The organism is Limnobacter litoralis (assembly GCF_030160455.1).
GTDB lineage: Bacteria > Pseudomonadota > Gammaproteobacteria > Burkholderiales > Burkholderiaceae_B > Limnobacter > Limnobacter litoralis.
Map to the genome: position 1 here is coordinate 385,486 of NZ_BSOJ01000006.1, position 17,338 is coordinate 402,823.

31 protein-coding genes are annotated in these 17,338 nt (G+C 51.5%); all 31 read left to right on the top strand.

What is annotated here, in order from left to right; genetic code table 11:
* Window positions 1-58: 58 nt before the first annotated feature.
* The 31 genes from rplC (at window position 59) to dsbD (ending at window position 17,337) form a co-directional block, all read left to right on the top strand.
* Window positions 59-703 carry a 50S ribosomal protein L3 gene (gene rplC, locus QQJ87_RS03315; protein WP_284279928.1) on the top strand — a complete coding sequence of 215 codons (645 nt, stop codon included), beginning with the start codon at window positions 59-61 and terminating at the stop codon, window positions 701-703.
* Window positions 704-714: 11 nt separating this feature from the next.
* A complete protein-coding gene (gene rplD, locus QQJ87_RS03320) occupies window positions 715-1,335 on the top strand; it encodes a 50S ribosomal protein L4 (protein WP_284279931.1) in 621 nt (206 codons plus the stop codon).
* Entirely contained in the window at window positions 1,332-1,628 is a 297-nt protein-coding gene (rplW, locus tag QQJ87_RS03325) for a 50S ribosomal protein L23 (RefSeq protein ID WP_284279932.1), read from the top strand. The genes rplD and rplW overlap by 4 nt, the downstream gene beginning before the upstream one ends.
* A 1-nt stretch (window position 1,629) precedes the next feature.
* Complete coding sequence (gene rplB, locus QQJ87_RS03330) at window positions 1,630-2,457, top strand: 50S ribosomal protein L2 (protein ID WP_284279933.1); 828 nt, start codon at window positions 1,630-1,632, stop codon at window positions 2,455-2,457.
* 14 nt (window positions 2,458-2,471) lie between these two features.
* Entirely contained in the window at window positions 2,472-2,747 is a 276-nt protein-coding gene (rpsS, locus tag QQJ87_RS03335) for a 30S ribosomal protein S19 (protein ID WP_284279934.1), read from the top strand.
* Window positions 2,748-2,756: 9 nt separating this feature from the next.
* Window positions 2,757-3,086, top strand: coding sequence for a 50S ribosomal protein L22 (gene rplV / locus QQJ87_RS03340; protein ID WP_284279935.1), 330 nt, complete (start codon window positions 2,757-2,759; stop codon window positions 3,084-3,086).
* Between the two features lie 9 nt (window positions 3,087-3,095).
* The gene (gene rpsC, locus QQJ87_RS03345; RefSeq protein WP_284279936.1) at window positions 3,096-3,896 is read left to right on the top strand and encodes a 30S ribosomal protein S3; all 801 of its coding nucleotides are present in this window, start codon (window positions 3,096-3,098) and stop codon (window positions 3,894-3,896) included.
* A 13-nt stretch (window positions 3,897-3,909) separates the two neighbouring features.
* A complete protein-coding gene (gene rplP, locus QQJ87_RS03350) occupies window positions 3,910-4,326 on the top strand; it encodes a 50S ribosomal protein L16 (RefSeq protein WP_284280082.1) in 417 nt (138 codons plus the stop codon).
* Window positions 4,327-4,328: 2 nt separating this feature from the next.
* Window positions 4,329-4,523 carry a 50S ribosomal protein L29 gene (gene rpmC, locus QQJ87_RS03355; RefSeq protein ID WP_284280083.1) on the top strand — a complete coding sequence of 65 codons (195 nt, stop codon included), beginning with the start codon at window positions 4,329-4,331 and terminating at the stop codon, window positions 4,521-4,523.
* The gene (rpsQ, locus tag QQJ87_RS03360) at window positions 4,520-4,792 is read left to right on the top strand and encodes a 30S ribosomal protein S17 (RefSeq protein WP_284279937.1); all 273 of its coding nucleotides are present in this window, start codon (window positions 4,520-4,522) and stop codon (window positions 4,790-4,792) included. Before rpmC ends, rpsQ begins: the two co-directional genes overlap by 4 nt.
* 106 nt (window positions 4,793-4,898) lie before the next feature.
* Window positions 4,899-5,267: a 50S ribosomal protein L14 gene (rplN, locus tag QQJ87_RS03365; protein WP_284279939.1), complete on the top strand. Its 369-nt coding sequence runs from the start codon at window positions 4,899-4,901 to the stop codon at window positions 5,265-5,267.
* A gap of 7 nt (window positions 5,268-5,274) precedes the next feature.
* A complete protein-coding gene (rplX, locus tag QQJ87_RS03370; RefSeq protein ID WP_284279940.1) occupies window positions 5,275-5,586 on the top strand; it encodes a 50S ribosomal protein L24 in 312 nt (103 codons plus the stop codon).
* Between the two features lie 10 nt (window positions 5,587-5,596).
* Complete coding sequence (gene rplE, locus QQJ87_RS03375; protein ID WP_284279942.1) at window positions 5,597-6,136, top strand: 50S ribosomal protein L5; 540 nt, start codon at window positions 5,597-5,599, stop codon at window positions 6,134-6,136.
* An 8-nt stretch (window positions 6,137-6,144) separates the two neighbouring features.
* On the top strand, window positions 6,145-6,450 hold the full coding sequence (rpsN, locus tag QQJ87_RS03380; protein ID WP_284279944.1) for a 30S ribosomal protein S14: 306 nt from the start codon (window positions 6,145-6,147) through the stop codon (window positions 6,448-6,450).
* A 12-nt stretch (window positions 6,451-6,462) separates the two neighbouring features.
* Window positions 6,463-6,858: a 30S ribosomal protein S8 gene (gene rpsH / locus QQJ87_RS03385; protein ID WP_284279945.1), complete on the top strand. Its 396-nt coding sequence runs from the start codon at window positions 6,463-6,465 to the stop codon at window positions 6,856-6,858.
* A gap of 10 nt (window positions 6,859-6,868) precedes the next feature.
* A complete protein-coding gene (gene rplF / locus QQJ87_RS03390) occupies window positions 6,869-7,402 on the top strand; it encodes a 50S ribosomal protein L6 (protein WP_284279946.1) in 534 nt (177 codons plus the stop codon).
* A gap of 18 nt (window positions 7,403-7,420) precedes the next feature.
* Window positions 7,421-7,783 (top strand): 50S ribosomal protein L18, encoded by a 363-nt coding sequence (gene rplR, locus QQJ87_RS03395; RefSeq protein ID WP_284279948.1) that lies wholly within the window; start codon window positions 7,421-7,423, stop codon window positions 7,781-7,783.
* A 9-nt stretch (window positions 7,784-7,792) separates the two neighbouring features.
* Entirely contained in the window at window positions 7,793-8,317 is a 525-nt protein-coding gene (gene rpsE, locus QQJ87_RS03400) for a 30S ribosomal protein S5 (RefSeq protein WP_284279949.1), read from the top strand.
* A 1-nt stretch (window position 8,318) separates the two neighbouring features.
* A complete protein-coding gene (gene rpmD, locus QQJ87_RS03405) occupies window positions 8,319-8,501 on the top strand; it encodes a 50S ribosomal protein L30 (protein ID WP_284279951.1) in 183 nt (60 codons plus the stop codon).
* Window positions 8,501-8,935 (top strand): 50S ribosomal protein L15, encoded by a 435-nt coding sequence (rplO, locus tag QQJ87_RS03410; protein WP_284279952.1) that lies wholly within the window; start codon window positions 8,501-8,503, stop codon window positions 8,933-8,935. Before rpmD ends, rplO begins: the two co-directional genes overlap by 1 nt.
* 16 nt (window positions 8,936-8,951) lie before the next feature.
* On the top strand, window positions 8,952-10,274 hold the full coding sequence (gene secY, locus QQJ87_RS03415) for a preprotein translocase subunit SecY (protein WP_414674810.1): 1,323 nt from the start codon (window positions 8,952-8,954) through the stop codon (window positions 10,272-10,274).
* A 3-nt stretch (window positions 10,275-10,277) separates the two neighbouring features.
* A complete protein-coding gene (gene infA / locus QQJ87_RS03420) occupies window positions 10,278-10,496 on the top strand; it encodes a translation initiation factor IF-1 (RefSeq protein ID WP_008249415.1) in 219 nt (72 codons plus the stop codon).
* Window positions 10,497-10,519: 23 nt separating this feature from the next.
* Window positions 10,520-10,633 carry a 50S ribosomal protein L36 gene (rpmJ, locus tag QQJ87_RS03425; protein ID WP_284279959.1) on the top strand — a complete coding sequence of 38 codons (114 nt, stop codon included), beginning with the start codon at window positions 10,520-10,522 and terminating at the stop codon, window positions 10,631-10,633.
* Window positions 10,634-10,650: 17 nt separating this feature from the next.
* Window positions 10,651-11,016 carry a 30S ribosomal protein S13 gene (rpsM, locus tag QQJ87_RS03430; protein WP_284279960.1) on the top strand — a complete coding sequence of 122 codons (366 nt, stop codon included), beginning with the start codon at window positions 10,651-10,653 and terminating at the stop codon, window positions 11,014-11,016.
* Between the two features lie 26 nt (window positions 11,017-11,042).
* Window positions 11,043-11,438 carry a 30S ribosomal protein S11 gene (gene rpsK, locus QQJ87_RS03435; RefSeq protein ID WP_284279961.1) on the top strand — a complete coding sequence of 132 codons (396 nt, stop codon included), beginning with the start codon at window positions 11,043-11,045 and terminating at the stop codon, window positions 11,436-11,438.
* Between the two features lie 68 nt (window positions 11,439-11,506).
* Entirely contained in the window at window positions 11,507-12,130 is a 624-nt protein-coding gene (gene rpsD / locus QQJ87_RS03440; protein ID WP_284279962.1) for a 30S ribosomal protein S4, read from the top strand.
* A 67-nt stretch (window positions 12,131-12,197) separates the two neighbouring features.
* Complete coding sequence (locus QQJ87_RS03445; protein WP_284279963.1) at window positions 12,198-13,178, top strand: DNA-directed RNA polymerase subunit alpha; 981 nt, start codon at window positions 12,198-12,200, stop codon at window positions 13,176-13,178.
* Between the two features lie 32 nt (window positions 13,179-13,210).
* The gene (rplQ, locus tag QQJ87_RS03450; RefSeq protein ID WP_284279964.1) at window positions 13,211-13,606 is read left to right on the top strand and encodes a 50S ribosomal protein L17; all 396 of its coding nucleotides are present in this window, start codon (window positions 13,211-13,213) and stop codon (window positions 13,604-13,606) included.
* A gap of 168 nt (window positions 13,607-13,774) precedes the next feature.
* Complete coding sequence (locus QQJ87_RS03455) at window positions 13,775-14,692, top strand: ATP-binding cassette domain-containing protein (protein ID WP_284279965.1); 918 nt, start codon at window positions 13,775-13,777, stop codon at window positions 14,690-14,692.
* Window positions 14,685-15,449 carry an ABC transporter permease gene (locus tag QQJ87_RS03460; protein ID WP_284279968.1) on the top strand — a complete coding sequence of 255 codons (765 nt, stop codon included), beginning with the start codon at window positions 14,685-14,687 and terminating at the stop codon, window positions 15,447-15,449. The genes QQJ87_RS03455 and QQJ87_RS03460 overlap by 8 nt, the downstream gene beginning before the upstream one ends.
* Before the next feature lie 4 nt (window positions 15,450-15,453).
* On the top strand, window positions 15,454-17,337 hold the full coding sequence (dsbD, locus tag QQJ87_RS03465; protein ID WP_284279970.1) for a protein-disulfide reductase DsbD: 1,884 nt from the start codon (window positions 15,454-15,456) through the stop codon (window positions 17,335-17,337).
* Window position 17,338: the final 1 nt, after the last annotated feature.

A 17,338-nucleotide genomic window follows, 5' to 3' on the forward strand; every position in this document is an offset into this window, starting at 1 on the left:
CCAGTTATCAAACAGTGAATTTATCATCCAGCCAATCGTAGCTGGAATTGGAGAAATCATGAGTCTAGGCCTTATTGGTCGCAAGATTGGCATGATGCGCGTCTTTAGTGAAGCTGGGGTTTCAATCCCGGTGACCGTTGTAGACGTTTCATCAAACCGTGTTGCGCAGCTCAAAACCAAAGAAAAAGACGGTTACACCGCCGTTCAGCTTGCATACGGCACCCGCAAGGCGAGTCGTGTAAGCAAACCAGCCGCCGGGCATCTGGCTGTTGCTGGAGTCGAGGCTGCCTCCAGCCTCGTTGAGTTCCGCGTTGAAGAAGATGCACTCTCTCAGTATGCCCCCGGCGCCGCTGTTTCAGCCGAGCTATTTCAAGTTGGTCAAAAGGTTGATGTGAGTGGTGTTACCCAGGGTAAGGGTTTCAGCGGCTCCATCAAGCGTCACAACTTCAGCTCTCAGCGTGCCTCTCACGGTAACTCTGTGTCCCACAATGCGCCTGGTTCCATTGGTATGGCTCAGGACCCGGGTCGTGTATTTCCGGGTAAGCGCATGGCCGGTCAGCTCGGTAATGTAAACCGCACCACTCAAAACCTTGAAATTGTTCGGGTTGATGCTGAGCGCGGTTTGCTGCTGATCAAAGGTGCCGTACCCGGTTCAAAGGGTGGGCAGTTGTTGGTTAGCCCAGCTATTAAAGCGAAGGCTTAAGGGGATCCCAGATGGAATTGAAACTGATTAATGATTCTGGGCAGTCCTCTCAGACTGTTCAGGTGTCCGACGTGGTTTTCGGTCGGGAATACAATGAACCTTTGATTCATCAGCTTGTGGTGGCTTATCAAGCCAATGCCCGTCAAGGTACTCGTGCCCAAAAGGGTCGTGCTGACGTTAAGCACTCCACACGTAAGCCTTGGAAGCAAAAAGGTACAGGTCGTGCCCGTGCTGGTATGTCGTCAAGCCCATTGTGGCGCGGAGGCGGTAAAACGTTCCCTAACCTTGCTGATGAGAACTTTACGCAGAAGCTGAACAAAAAGATGTACCGCGCAGGTATTTGTTCAATTTTGTCTCAGCTGGGTCGTGAAGAGCGTTTGGTTGTTGTGGATAGTCTCAATCTCGAGGCGCCCAAGACCAAGTTGCTGAATGACAAAATCAAGTCCTTGGGCTTTGAGTCTGTACTGGTTGTTGTTGAGGATTTCAACGAAAACCTGTATCTCGCCTCTCGCAATTTGCCTCACGTGGCTGTGGTTGAACCGCGCTATGTAGATCCACTCTCTTTGATTCATTTCAAGAAGATTGTGGTGACTCGTGCGGCTGTTGAGAAACTGCAGGAGATGTTCGCATGAATAACCAGCGTCTAATGAAAATTCTGTTGGCCCCTGTGGTTTCAGAGAAAAGCACAATGTTGGCCGATAATCACAGCCAGATTGCTTTCAAAGTGTCTTCGACTGCCACCAAGCAGGAGATCAAGGCTGCTGTTGAGCTTCTGTTCAAAGTGGAAGTGGAGTCTGTCCGAGTGTTAAACCAGGCAGGCAAGCAAAAGCGTTTCGGCAAATCAATTGGTCGTCGTTCAGACGTGCGCAAGGCTTATATTGCGCTGAAGGACGGTCAAGAAATCAATTTCTCGGAGGCAGCGTAATATGCCACTCGTAAAACTGAAACCGACATCACCTGGCCGTCGCGCCATGGTCAAGGTCGTGCATCCGCATCTCCACAAGGGTGATGCATACGCACCTTTGCTTGAAAAGAAATCAAAGACAGCCGGTCGTAACAACAATGGTCACGTTACCACTCGCCACATGGGTGGTGGTCATAAGCAGCACTATCGTCTTGTTGATTTCAAGCGTAACAAAGACGGTGTGCCTGCCAAGGTTGAGCGTATTGAGTATGATCCAAACCGCACAGCACACATCGCTCTGATTTGTTACGCTGATGGTGAGCGTTCGTACGTTATTGCTCCGCGCGGTCTGGAAATTGGGCAAACTTTGGTCAATGGTTCCGAGGCTCCGATTAAGATCGGCAATACGCTTCCTATCCGTAACATCCCCGTTGGTACAACAATTCATTGTATCGAAATGCTGCCAGGCAAGGGTGCGCAGATTGCTCGTTCCGCAGGTGGTTCAGCCATGCTGCTGGCCCGAGATGGATCCTATGCTCAGGTAAGGCTGCGTTCCGGCGAAATCCGCCGTATTCACATTGAATGCCGCGCCACGATCGGTGAGGTTAGCAATGAAGAGAACAGCCTGCGCAAGATCGGTAAGGCTGGTGCGACACGTTGGCGCGGTATTCGCCCAACAGTCCGTGGTACAGCCATGAACCCGGTTGACCACCCACATGGTGGTGGTGAAGGTAAAACCGGCGAAGGTGGTGTACCAGTTAGTCCTTGGGGTGTGCCTGCCAAAGGTTACCGTACGCGCAGTAACAAGCGTACCAACTCCATGATTGTTCAGCGTCGCCACAAGCGCTAAGCGGGGAATTTAATATGTCACGTTCATTAAAAAAAGGTCCTTTCTGCGACGCCCACCTGATCAAGAAGGTTGAGGCCGCGGTAGCAGCCAAGGACAAGCGACCAATTAAAACATGGTCTCGTCGTTCCACTGTTCTTCCAGAGTTCATTGGTTTGACAATTGCGGTGCATAACGGACGTCAGCACGTTCCTGTTTATGTGAATGAAAACATGGTTGGCCACAAGCTGGGTGAATTTGCGTTGACTCGCACTTTCAAAGGGCATGCGGCGGACAAGAAGGCCAAGCGGTAAGGGGGCAGCATGGAAACTCGTGCAGTATTGAAGGGTGTGCGCCTCTCCGCACAAAAGGGCCGAATGGTAGCTGATTTGGTCCGTGGCAAAAAGGTCGACCAAGCGTTGAATATTCTCGCTTTTTCTCCTCAAAAAGGTGCTTTCATCGTCAAGAAGGTATTGGAGAGCGCTATTGCCAACGCCGAGCACAATGATGGTGCTGATGTCGATGAGCTGAAGGTCAAGACCATTTACGTCGAAGAGGGTCCCGTACTTAAGCGATTCACAGCCAGAGCCAAGGGACGCGGTAACCGCATTTTGAAGCAAACCTGTCACGTTTACGTGACCGTTGGTAACTAAGGGGGTTTCATGGGTCAGAAAATTAACCCAACCGGATTCCGTTTGGCAGTTTCTCGCAACTGGGCCTCTCGTTGGTATGCCTCAAACCGCGATTTTTCTAAGATGTTGATCGAGGACATCAAGGTCCGCGATTTTCTGAAGAAGAAGTTGAAAAACGCATCTGTCGCACGTGTATTGATTGAGCGCCCAGCGAAAAACGCGCGTGTCACCATTTATTCGGCCAGGCCTGGTGTGGTCATCGGTAAGAAAGGTGAGGACATCGAGTTGTTGAAGGCCGATTTGCAAAAGTTGGTCGGCGTGCCTGTGCATGTGAACATCGAAGAAGTTCGCAAGCCTGAAATTGATGCTCAGTTGATCGCTGATGGAATTTCTCAGCAACTCGAGCGCCGGATTATGTTCCGACGTGCTATGAAGCGCGCCATGCAAAATGCAATGCGCATGGGTGCACAGGGTATCAAGATCATGTCATCCGGTCGTTTGAACGGTATTGAGATTGCTCGAACAGAGTGGTATCGCGAAGGTCGTGTGCCTCTGCACACACTGCGCGCAGACATTGATTACGCCACCAGCGAAGCTTCTACGACCTACGGGATCATCGGTATCAAAGTCTGGGTATACAAAGGTGACACTTTGGGACGCACGGACGTTTTGGCCGCCGCCCCGGAAGCTGAAAAAGAAGATCGTCGCCCTCGTCGTCCAGCCGGTCGTCCTGGCGTTCGTCGTGGCAAGAAGTCCGATGGTGCTAGCGCAGCAGCTAGCGGGTCTAACAAGGAGGAAGCATCCGCTGCTGGATCTTCCTCGGAACAGTAGTTAGGAGCGCATGATGTTACAGCCATCACGTCGCAAGTACAGGAAAGAACACAAGGGTCGTAACACCGGTCTGGCCACTCGTGGCGCCAGTGTTTCATTTGGTGAATTTGGTCTGAAGTCTACGGACCGTGGTCGTTTGACTGCCCGTCAGATTGAGTCAGCACGTCGTGCCATGGTCCGCCACATTAAACGTGGCGGTAAGATCTGGATTCGTGTGTTCCCGGACAAGCCAATTACCAACAAGCCCGCTGAAGTTCGTATGGGTAACGGTAAAGGTAACGTCGAGTATTACGTTGCAGAAATCCAGCCTGGAAAGGTTCTTTATGAAATGGACGGTGTGTCGGAAGAGCTTGCTCGTGAGGCATTCCGCCTCGCGGCTGCAAAGTTGCCTTTGCGCACCGTGTTCGTCACTCGTCAAATTGGAGGTTAATGATGAACGCTTCTGAATTACGGGGTAAAGACAAGGCAGCATTGACTGCGGAGCTGGAGTCTCTTTTGAAAGCCCAGTTTTCATTGAGAATGCAAGTGGCAACACAGCAGTTGTCAAACACTTCACAGTTGAAGAAGGTACGCAAGGACATCGCCCGCGTTAAGACTGTGATGACTGAATTGAAGAGGTCTGTATGAGTACAGAAGGTAAAGTAGCTCTGAAGAGGGTGCTCGTTGGTCGCGTTGTCAGTGACAAGATGACGAAGTCAGTGGTGGTGAAGGTTGAGAACAACATCAAGCACCCCATTTATGGCAAGTACATTGTGAAGTCACACAAATACACAGCGCACGATGAGTCCAATGAAGTGCAGGCTGGTGATCTGGTTGAAATCTCTGAAGGCCGTCCAATTTCCAAGACCAAGTCTTGGAGTGTGACTAAAGTGTTGGAAAAAGCAAAAGTTATCTAATTTTTGCTTGTTAAATGAAATTCGGCCTGCTACTATAGCAGGCTATCCTTTCAACCCATGCGGGACCAAAACTGGCCATTCTGATGGTTAAGTTGGTTAGAAATCAATGATACAAATGCAATCTAGGCTCAAGGTAGCCGATAACACAGGTGCGCGTGCAGTTATGTGCATTAAGGTGTTGGGTGGTTCCAAGCGTCGTTACGCTGGAATTGGCGACATCATTAAGGTCTCCGTAAAAGATGCGGCGCCGCGCGGTCGAGTTAAAAAAGGCGAAATTTACAACGCTGTAGTCGTGCGTACTGCCAAAGGCGTCCGCAGGCCTGACGGTGCGTTGATCAAATTTGATGACAATGCAGCAGTGCTGTTGAATGCAAAGCTTGAGCCAATCGGCACCCGTATTTTTGGCCCGGTCACGCGTGAGCTCCGTACAGAGAAGTTCATGAAGATCGTTTCTCTGGCGCCAGAGGTATTGTGAGGAAGCTATGAACAAAATTCGCAAAGGTGATGAGGTTGTGGTCCTGAGTGGCCGTGACAAAGGTAAGCGCGGTGTGGTTTTGGCGCGCGTAGACGATACGCATCTTCTGGTTGAAGGTGTGAATGAAGTGAAGAAGCATCAGAAGCCAAACCCAATGAAGGGTGAGGTTGGTGGTGTTGTAACAAAGACCATGCCTATTGACCAGTCCAATGTAAGTCTGTTCGACAAGGCCACTGGTAAACCTTCACGTGTCGCCATTAAGAAGGTAGACGGCAAGTCTGTCAGAGTATTGGTCGCCACTGGCGCCGAATTGGCTTAAGGGGATTTTCGTGTCACGTTTTCAAGATTTATATCGAAATGAAATCGTTGGTCAGTTGACCAAGCAGTTTTCATACAAGTCTGTCATGGAAGTGCCCCGAATCACCAAGATTACCCTCAATATGGGCGTCGGTGAGGCAGTCAATGACAAAAAGGTAATTGAGTTGGCGGTGGGTGATCTCACCAAAATTGCCGGTCAAAAGCCCGTTGTAACCAAGGCCAAAAAAGCGATTGCGGGTTTCAAGATTCGCGAAGGCTATCCTGTTGGTTGTATGGTCACCTTGCGTGGTGAAAAGATGTACGAATTCTTGGATCGTCTTGTAACGATTGCTTTTCCTCGGGTTCGTGACTTCCGTGGTGTGTCTGGCAAATCATTTGATGGTCGAGGCAACTACAACATCGGTATCAAAGAGCAGATCATTTTTCCGGAAATCGAGTACGACAAAATTGACGCTCTGCGTGGTTTGAACATTAGTGTTACCACGACTGCAAAGACCAATGACGAAGCGAAGGCATTGCTGTCTGCGTTTAAGTTCCCTTTCCGTAACTGAGGTGAGTTGTGGCAAAACTGTCTTTAATTAATCGAGAGAAGAAGCGCGCTCAGCTCGTACAAAAGTACTCAGCAAAGCGTAAGGCGCTTCAGGCCGTTATCGCTGACCAATCCGTCAGCGAAGTGGAGCGTTATGAAGCTCGTCTGAAGCTTCAGGCCCTTCCAAGAAATTCCAGTCCTACCCGAGTCCGCAATCGTTGTGGCTTGACAGGGCGTCCACGCGGCACATTCCGTCAGTTTGGCTTGGCCAGAAACAAGATCCGTGAAATCGCCATGCGTGGCGAAATTCCAGGGCTCACAAAGGCAAGTTGGTAAGGGGTTGATGATATGAGTATGAGTGATCCAATCGCCGATATGTTGACCCGTATCCGCAACGCGCAAGGTGTTGAGAAGACGTCTGTCCAGATGCCTTCTTCAAAGCTGAAGGTGGCCATTGCCCAAGTGTTGAAGGATGAAGGTTATATCGAGAATTTCTCCGTGATCGGCGAAGCTGCAAAACCAGTTTTGAGCGTCGAGCTTAAATACTATGCTGGTCGTCCAGTCATTGAGAAGATTGAGCGTGTGTCAAAGCCTGGTCTCCGGATCTACAAGGGCAAGAATGACATTCCTCAGGTAATGAATGGTCTTGGTGTTGCAATCGTTTCAACATCCAAGGGTTTGATGACAGACAGAAAGGCTCGCTCTACCGGTATCGGTGGGGAAGTCATCTGCTACGTCGCTTAAGGAGAGGGCAATGTCAAGAGTTGCGAAGGCTCCGATTGCGGTGCCAAAGTCTGTCCAGGTAACAGTGGCTGGTCAGTTGGTTACAGTGAAATCGTCTACCGCCGAGCTAAAGCTGAACTTGCATCCGCAGGTTATCGCCAAGTTTGAGGATGGTGTGCTGTCAGTTTCGACATCTTCTGATCTTCCCGGCGCCATGGCTCAGGCAGGTACAAGTCGTGCTCTGCTGGCGAATATGGTCCAGGGTGTGGACAAGGGTTTCGAGCGCAAGCTTCAACTGGTAGGCGTTGGCTACAAAGCCGCCGTACAGGGAAATGAGCTCAACCTTGCTCTTGGTTTCTCGCATCCCGTCAAGCATCAGCTTCCGGCCGGAGTGAAGGCGGAAACCCCGACTCCCACTGAGATTATCTTGAAGGGTCCAGACAAGCAGGTAATTGGTCAGACCGCAGCAGAGATTCGTGGTTATCGTCCGCCAGAGCCCTACAAGGGCAAGGGCGTTCGTTATGCCAACGAGCGTGTGGTTATCAAAGAGACTAAGAAGAAATAAGGCTCCGAAGGATAAATCATGGAAACTAAAAAAGAGGCACGCCTTCGTCGTGCCAAGCAAACTCGCAGAAGGATTGCGCTTGCTGGCGCAAGCAGACTGTGTGTATTCCGTTCCAATTCGCACATTTATGCGGCGGTTCATTCGGCTGATGGTGGAAAGGTTCTTGTCGCTGCTTCAAGTACCGACAAAGAGATCAAGGCTGAACTCGGCGGAAAGCCAGGTTCCAACAAAGCTGCTGCAGCGCTGGTCGGTGCTGCCGTTGCGAGGCGTGCCTTGGCGGCTGGTGTGACTGAGGTTGCGTTTGACCGTTCTGGCTTTGCCTATCATGGTCGGGTCAAGGAATTGGCCGAAGCGGCTCGTGAAGCCGGTCTTAAATTCTAAGAGGTTATCATGGCAAGAATGCAAGGTAAGAATGCTGCTCCAGAGGCTCGCGATGACGGTCTGAAAGAGAAGATGATCGCCGTTAACCGCGTAACAAAAGTGGTGAAGGGTGGTCGTATTCTGGGCTTCGCAGCGCTCACAGTAGTTGGTGACGGCGATGGTCAGGTCGGTATGGGCAAGGGCAAGTCTCGTGAAGTGCCTGTCGCTGTTCAAAAGGGCATGGAGCAGGCTCGTCGGCAAATGGCTGGCGTGTCTTTGAGAGACGGCACCATTCACCACACGGTGTTTGGTCGTCATGGTGCGTCCAAGGTTTTCTTGGCGCCCGCTCAAGAGGGTACTGGCATTATCGCTGGTGGACCCATGCGTGCCGTCTTGGAGGTGGTTGGTGTTAGAAACATCGTGGCCAAGAGTCACGGTTCTTCTAATCCTTACAACCTTGTGCGCGCCACACTGGACGCGCTGTCCAAGTTGAAAACTCCATCAGAGATTGCTGCGAAGCGCGGTCTGTCTGTGGAAAAGTTATTTGAGGCTTGATATGAGCGCTAACGTCAAAGTAACACTTGTGAAGAGTGTAATTGGTACCCAGCAGGCCCATAGAGACACCGTTAAAGGTTTGGGTTTGCGTAAACTGAACAGCAGTCGCGTCTTGGTTGATACGCCTGAAGTTCGCGGGATGATCAACAAGGTAAGCTACCTGTTGAAGGTGGAGGCTGCGTGATGGAACTGAATACAATCAAGCCTGCTGAAGGCAGTAAATTCAATAGGCGCCGTGTAGGTCGTGGCATTGGTTCTGGTCTCGGTAAAACTGCAGGTCGTGGACACAAGGGTCAAAAATCTCGGGCTGGTGGCTTTCACAAGGTCGGCTTTGAGGGCGGCCAGATGCCAATGCATCGTCGTCTTCCCAAGCGTGGATTCAAGTCTCGTATTGCGCCTTTTTCAGTTGAGGTGAGGTTGGGTGATCTGCAGGAATTGGCTGTTGATCAAATCGATCTTTTGACTTTGAAGAGTGCCGGTCTGGTTCCAGCGCGTGCTCAGGCGGTCAAGGTGATTCTGGCCGGAACAATTTCCAAGGCAGTATCGCTGAACGGTATCAAAGCCACTAAGGGCGCACTGGAAGCGATTACCGCAGCCGGTGGTTCTGTAAGCGCGTAAAGGGCAGCCAGTGGCAATTAATCCGTCAACATTAGCAGGGTCAAGCAAGTTTTCCGATCTGCGTAAACGATTGGTTTTCTTGCTGCTTGCCTTGATTGTTTATCGAGTGGGCGCACACATTCCAGTGCCTGGAATCGATCCAGTTCAGCTGAAGAGTCTGTTTGACTCCCAGCAGGGCGGAATTCTCGGCATGTTCAACATGTTTTCGGGTGGTGCGCTGTCTAGGTTCACGGTATTCGCTTTGGGGATCATGCCCTACATCTCCGCGTCGATTGTTATGCAATTGATGAGCGTTGTAGTGCCTTCTCTGGAAGCGCTGAAGAAAGAGGGCGAGCAGGGACGCAGAAAGATTACTCAGTACACACGTTACGGTACTTTCTTTCTGGCAACCTTCCAAGCCATTGGTATTTCTGTGGCGCTGGAGTCCCAGGCTGGTTTGGTGATTGACCCCGGCATGGCTTTTCGTTTCACGACTGCTGTTTCGTTGGTCACGGGGACCATGTTTTTGATGTGGTTGGGTGAGCAAATCACGGAACGTGGGCTGGGCAATGGCATTTCGATCCTGATTTTTGGTGGTATTGCAGCTGGTTTGCCGGGTGCGCTGGGTGGGTTGTTTGAATTGGTGCGCACAGGTGCCTTAAGTGCGCTTGTTGCCCTGTTCATTTGTGTGCTTGCTGCTGGCGTTACCTACGTGGTTGTTTTCGTTGAACGTGCCCAAAGAAAGATCACAGTCAACTACGCGAAGCGTCAGGTCGGAAATCGGGTTTATCAGGGTCAGTCGTCGCATTTGCCCCTGAAATTGAACATGGCTGGGGTCATCCCACCCATTTTCGCCTCGAGTATTATTTTGTTGCCCGCTACGCTGTCAAGCTGGTTCGGCACAGGTACGGGTAGAGTTGTGGAGTTTCTGAAGGGTGTGTCCCAGACCCTGTCGCCTGGGCATCCCCTTTACATGTTGCTGTATGCGTCCGCTATTGTGTTTTTCTGCTTTTTTTATACGGCCTTGGTGTTCAACAGCCGAGAGACTGCAGACAATTTGAAGAAGAGCGGAGCGTTTTTGCCAGGTATTCGTCCAGGCGAACAGACGTCCAAATACATCGACAAGGTACTGACTCGGCTTACGCTGGTCGGCGCTGTTTACATCACCTTGGTGTGTTTGTTACCCGAGTTTCTTGTTTTGGGGCTCAGCGTGCCGTTTTATTTTGGCGGTACATCTTTGCTGATCATTGTTGTGGTTGCTATGGACTTCATGGCTCAGGTACAAGCCTTCGTGATGTCGCAGCAGTATGACAGTCTCTTGAAGAAATCAAACTTCAAGGGTTCTGGGTTGACGAGGTAATGATTGTCTAAAGACGATGTAATCCAAATGCAGGGTGAGGTTGTTGAAAACCTTCCCAACGCCACTTTCCGAGTGAAGCTCGAAAATGGTCATGTGGTGCTCGGACATATTTCAGGGAAAATGAGGATGAATTACATCCGGATTTTGCCTGGTGATAAGGTGACTGTGGAATTAACGCCATACGATCTGTCTCGAGCTCGTATTGTATTCCGAGCGAAGTAAATCGCTCTTTATTGGAGTTAGCCATGAAAGTTCAGGCTTCTGTAAAAAAGATTTGCAGGAAGTGCAAAGTAATCAAGCGCAAGGGCGTTGTTCGCGTCATCTGTGAAGATGCACGTCATAAGCAACGTCAAGGTTAATTTAAGGGGTATTCCATATGGCTCGTATTGCCGGCATTAACATTCCAAGCCATCAGCACACCGTAATCGGTCTGACCGCTATTTTTGGTATTGGTCGCTCAACCGCACGCAAGATTTGCGAAGCGACTTCAATTGCTGAGAACAAAAAGGTCAAGGACCTCGATGACGCCGATCTGGAAAGATTGCGTGACGAGGTTGCCAAGTACGTTGTTGAGGGTGATTTGCGTCGCGAAGTGACCATGAGCATCAAGCGATTGATGGACCTTGGTTGTTATCGTGGCTTCCGTCATCGCAAGGGTTTGCCAGTTCGAGGCCAGCGTACGCGTACCAATGCTCGCACCCGCAAGGGACCAAAGCGCGCTGGTATCGCTTTGAAGAAATAATCCGTAGATAAGGGAAGGTTAAGGACATGGCCAAAGGACAAGCCAATTCACGTGGACGCAAGAAAGTCAAAAAGAATATTTCTGACGGCATCGCGCACGTGCACGCTTCATTTAACAACACCATCATCACAATTACTGACCGTCAGGGCAACGCTTTGGCGTGGTCAACTTCTGGTGCTCAGGGTTTTAAGGGTTCTCGTAAATCCACTCCATTTGCGGCACAGGTGGCTGCAGAAGTTGCTGGTAAAGCGGCCCAAGAATGTGGCATTAAAACAGTTGAAGTGCGTATCAAGGGACCTGGTCCCGGTCGTGAGTCAAGCGTTCGTGCCTTGAACGGTTTGGGTATCAAAGTGACTAGCATTAGCGACGTTACTCCTGTACCACACAACGGATGTCGTCCTCCCAAGCGTCGTCGCATCTGATTTTTTAAGACCATTGTTCACATCAGTGAACTGAAGCGGTTCCATCCGCGTAATGAAAGAGGTTTCAAGTGGCTAGATATATTGGTCCAAAATGTAAGTTGTCCCGCCGTGAAGGGACAGATCTGGGTTTGAAGAGCACACGTCGTAGTCTTGACTCCAAGTGCAAGCTCGATTCCAAGCCAGGTCAGCACGGTCGCACCTCTGGTGCGCGCACATCCGACTACGGCCTTCAACTGCGTGAAAAGCAGAAGGTTAAGCGCATGTACGGTGTGTTGGAAAAGCAGTTCCGCCGCTACTTTGCCGAGGCTTCACGCCGCAAGGGCAATACTGGTGAAACATTGCTTCAGTTGCTCGAGTCCCGTTTGGACAACGTGGTGTTCCGCATGGGCTACGGTGCGACTCGCTCTGAAGCACGCCAATTGGTCAGCCACAAGGCGATCACTGTGAATGGACAGGTTGTGAACATCCCTTCCTACTCAGTAAAGCCCAATGACGTCGTGAGTGTTCGCGAAAAAGCCAAGAAGCAGGCGCGCATCCAAGAGTCACTGTCTCTGGCTGAACAGAGCGGTTTCCCTTCATGGGTTTCTGTTGACGCGAAGAAGCTGGAAGGCTCATTCAAGAGCGTTCCTGATCGTGCTGATTTGTCTCAGGAAATCAACGAAAGCTTGATCGTCGAATTGTATTCACGCTAATCAGATTTTTAATGGTCCAACCAGCCTTATCGGTGTAACGAGCCGAGGGTATTGATGAGGATGTTTGATGTTTAATGCCAGCTTGTTAAAGCCCAGGATTGTTGAAGTTGAAACCACAGGTCCTGGCAGTGCCAAGGTCGTGATGGAGCCGTTTGAGCGTGGTTATGGCCACACTCTCGGCAACGCACTGCGTCGTGTGTTGCTCTCTTCAATGATCGGTTACGCGCCCACTGAGGTGTCAATTGCGGGTGTGGTGCACGAGTATTCCACGCTGGACGGCGTGCAGGAAGATGTAGTCGATTTGCTGTTGAACCTGAAAGGGATCGTTTTCAAACTGGAATCACGGGACGTTGTCACTGTGACTCTGAAAAAGGAAACTGAGGGTGTTGTCACCGCTGGTGACATTGAGCTACCGCACGACGTCGAGATTATTAATCCCGATCACGTGATTGCTCATTTGTCCCAAGGCGGCAAGCTTGATATGCAGATCAAGGTTGAGAAAGGTCGGGGTTATGTGCCGGGTTCCGTTCGTCGTTTCCCAGACGAGCCAAGCAAGGCAATCGGTCGCATCGTGTTGGACGCCTCTTTTAGTCCGGTCAAGCGCGTGTCTTATCTGGTGGAAAGTGCCCGGGTTGAGCAACGCACCGATCTGGATCGTCTGGTGATGTCGATTCAAACCAACGGCGTACTGTCTCCTGAAGAGTCGATTCGCCATGCAGCCCGTATTCTGGTGGAGCAGCTGTCTGTGTTTGCTGCCCTTGAGAATACTGCAGAGCCAGAGGTGGCAACACGTGCACCTCAGGTTGATCCGATCCTGTTGCGTCCTGTGGATGATCTGGAATTGACAGTGCGTTCTGCGAACTGCTTGAAGGCTGAGAACATTTATTACATCGGCGATTTGATTCAGCGCACCGAAAATGAGTTGCTCAAGACTCCAAACCTGGGTCGCAAGTCATTGAATGAAATCAAAGAGGTGTTGGCTGCACGCGGTCTGACACTCGGTATGAAACTAGAAAACTGGCCGCCCGCTGGTTTGGACAAGCCTTGAGCTTGCCTTTGATAGATTGAAGGAATAGAGAAATGCGTCACCGTCACGGATTACGTAAACTAAATCGTACAAGCAGCCATCGTTTGGCCATGTTCAGAAACCTGACCAACGCCTTGCTGCGTCACGAAGTCATTAAAACCACGCTCCCCAAGGCCAAAGAGTTGAGAAAGGTTGCTGAGCCTATCCTGACCTTGGGCAAGAAGCCTACTTTGGCCAACAAGCGCCTTGCATTCGATCGTCTGCGTGATCGTGACATGGTGGTTAAGCTGTTCAATGAGCTTGGCCCACGTTACGCAACCCGTCCTGGTGGCTACATGCGTGTTCTGAAGTTTGGCTTCCGCAAGGGTGACAATGCGCCTATGGCTCTTGTTGAGCTTGTTGACCGTCCAGAAGGTGGCGAAGTCGTAGAAGCTTCCGAAGAGGTTTAAATTCGGATTGCCCGTGTTTGATTGCCGTTCAGTGACAATCTGACGTAGGCTTCGCGAAAGCATTCAATCAGCCGTGTTGACTTCAGGTCAGCGCGGCTTTTTGTTTTGGGCTGTATGATGAGCTCGGTCGGCCATTTTGGTTGTAGGTATTTTGGATAGGTAGATATCTTGGATGTACTCAGTTTCACTTCTGTTTCCAAGCGTTTTGGTGATCGTGAAGTATTGAAGGACATTTCCCTGCGTTTGCAAGAAGGTGAATGCATTGCCTTGTTGGGCCCCAATGGCGCTGGAAAATCCACCATCATTCAACTGGCCTTGGGGCTCATGACCCCAAGCAGCGGCGAGGTGCATTTGCTGGCCTCCCGCGATCAGTCTGACGCCCATCTGGCTCGCTATGAAGTCGGTGTAGTGCCCCAGTATGATGCCCTTGATCCCGATTTTACGGTTGAGGAAAACCTGCGGGTTTTCGGCACGTATTTTGGCGTTGGCAAGCCGCAACTCGCAGAGCGCACTGAGGAGCTGCTCGACTTTGCCGCGCTCAAGTCGAGACGTGCCGAGGGCGTTAGCGTGCTCTCGGGGGGCATGAGGCGTCGACTGACTTTGGCACGTGCCTTGATCAACACACCCAGGTTGTTGTTTCTTGATGAGCCGACCACTGCGCTTGATCCACAGGCCAAGCATTTGATGTGGGAGCGGTTAATCCAGCTCAAGCGTGCAGGCTTGTCGCTTTTCCTGACCACCCATTATATGGATGAAGCACAGCGGCTAGCGGATCGCGTGATTGTGATTGATCGCGGCGTCATTGTGGCCCAAGGATCCCCCGTGGAGTTGATTGAGCAATTCGTCAAGGGACCTGTGTTGGAGGTTTGGGGAATGAAGGCCCAGCATTGGGTTACTCGCTTGGTCGCTGCAGAGGAAGCACCGATGCAGCGCGGTGAGACCTTTTACCTGTTTGGTGATCTTGCCAGGCAGTTTCTGGACAAGTTGAATGCGCTGAAACCCGATGGAATCGAATACCTTTTCCGTCCAAGTAACCTTGAGGACGTGTTTTTTCATTTGACCGGACGAGATTTGCGCGATGACTAATTGGTTCGCTGTGTACAGGGTGTGGGCCAGAAATTCACTGGTCTGGCGGAAATTGGCAGTCCCCTCGTTGCTGGGCAATGTGATTGATCCTGTGATGGCCTTGCTGGCTTTTGGGTTGGGTCTTGGCTCGATGTTGCCCAGAGTAGGGGGGCTTCCCTATTTGCATTACCTTGCTGTGGGTGCATTGGGTGTCAGTGCCATGAATGCCGCAACGTTTGAGGCACTTTACTCGGCGTTTTCACGAATGCACGTTCAAAAGACCTGGAATGGCATCATGAACACACCGGTCCGACTTCATGAAGTGGTGTTGGGTGAATGGGCTTGGGCAGCCACCAAAAGCGCCATCAGCACCGGTTTGATGTTGTTGGTGGTTGCCGTGTTGGGGGTTGGGACACCATCCTTCTGGTTGATGGCTTGGCCGTTCCTCATCGTGGCAGGAGCGATGTTTTCGGCCCTGGCTTTGTGTGTCAATGCCAAGGCGCCGGGATATGATTTTTTCATGTTCTATTTCACGCTGGTGGTGACGCCGATGACCTTTCTGTCGGGCGCATTCTTCCCGAGGGACCGCTTGCCCGATTGGTTACATGCCGTGGCGGAGGTTCTACCCTTGTCATTTGTGGTGGATGCACTGCGCGCCGTTTATCAGGGGCAATGGCTTTATGGTGTGTCGATGTTGTTTTGGGTTTTTGCATACATGGTCGCTGGCTTGGCTCTGGCCGTATATCTAACCCGAAAGCGGTTTGTGAAATTGGGGTAAGCAGATGGACAGGTTTTGGATCAAAAGCATTTTTGCGGTCGTGTTGGCAGGGACTGCCTGGCTTGCCCATGCGGAAGATTTCTTGCCGCCAGATCAGGCATTCAAGGTGGAAATCAAGCCACAGGATGCAAGTTGTACGACTGACTGTCTGGCCGATGTCAGCATTCAGGTGCATGAAGGCTATTACCTGTATCGTGAGCGATTCGCCCTGCAACCTGGCAATGGTGTTGAGGCACTGGAGTTTGTTGGATTGCCCCATGGGCAGGTGAAGTTTGATAAAAATCTGAATCATGAAATCGAGGCGCTCAGGGGCGAGTTGTCCTTTCAGTTGAAATACAGCCTCGGCAAATCGACGAATCAGCCTGCCGGGAAGCTGGTGGTGCAAGGCTGTGCCGACGCTGGTTTGTGTTACCCGCCCATGCCAGTTGAGATTCCATTCCGGTCGGCCGGATTGATGGACAAGCTTTTTCAAAGAGATCGTCCGTCAAGAGATGTATTGCTGGATGGCGCCACTGTCGAAAAATCTCGACCTCAGCCTCTCCCGATAGCCGATTCCGGGTCTGCCATTTCCACAGATTCAGCAAGCCAACTGGCAGATCAGCTGGCAACAGAGTCCGCTTGGGTGGTCTTGCTAAGCTTTTTTGGATTGGGACTGTTGCTGGCGTTTACGCCCTGCACCTTTCCGATGCTGCCCATCGTGACCAGCCTTGTGTTGGGCGATGCAAAGAGGGCAAGCAGTCGATGGCGGCCAGTCTTGCTGGCGCTGGTCTATGTGTTGGGCATGGCCCTCACTTATTCAGTGTTGGGGGTAGTGGCCGGATTGTCGGGTGAAAGCCTGGTTGTAGCCCTGCAAACACCAGCGGTGCTCTGGAGCTTTGGCGCATTGTTGGCCGCCTTGGGCGTGGCGATGTTGGCTGGTTATTCCATACAGATTCCCGCGAGTTTGCAGACCTGGTTGCAGAACAAGACTGGAGCACTCAAGGGTGGCTCGTTCGCCCCCGTGTTGTTGATGGGAGTGCTGTCTGCCTTGTTGTTGGGCCCCTGTGTGGCACCCCCGTTGGCAGGTGCGTTGCTGTTTATTGGCAAGTCCGGGAATGCGTTGTTAGGCGGTGCGGCGCTGTTTTTGCTGGCTTTGGGGATGGGGCTACCCATGGTTCTTGTGGCCGCAGGCGCAGGCAGCGCATTGCCGAAAGCAGGTCAATGGATGAACGTCATTTCGGTAACCTTTGGCTTCTTGCTAATCGGCGTGGCCTTGTGGACTGTGACCCCTGTGGCTTCCACTCAGTGGATGATGCTGGCCTGGTCTGTTCTTGGCTTTGCGGTGGCGTCAGCCTTGTGGGTTGGTTTGCCAAGTACGATTAGTCTACAAGCCGGTAGCGCAGTAGTGGCCCGAGCATTGGCGATGCTGGCGGCGGCGGCTGCTGCCATTTATTTGGTGGGTTTTGCTTCCCAGGCCAACAGTTTGCTCTCGCCTTTGGCTGGGTTGGGGGCGTCCAAGTATGGCCAGTCGGGACCTGCTTCAAGCGGGCATGCCATTGAGTTTCAGCCGATTGAAAGCAGCGCTGTTGATGCAGCCTTGAAGGCATCCACCAAACCTGTGGTTTTGGATTTTTACGCCGAATGGTGTGTGAGTTGCAAGGAGTTTGAGTTGTTCACGTTGACCGACCCCAGGGTGGCTGCGGGTCTGGAGGGATACGCCAGATACCGCGTCGATGTGACCAAGAACTCAGAGGCCGACAAGGCGTTGATGAAGCGGTACTCCTTGTTTGGACCGCCCGCTTTGCTGTTTTTTGCTCCAGGGCAGGTGGATCCGGTTCATCAGATGATCGGGTTTGAAGACGCCAACAAGTTTTTGAAAACCCTGGGCGACGTGAAGCAAAAGTTGTAGA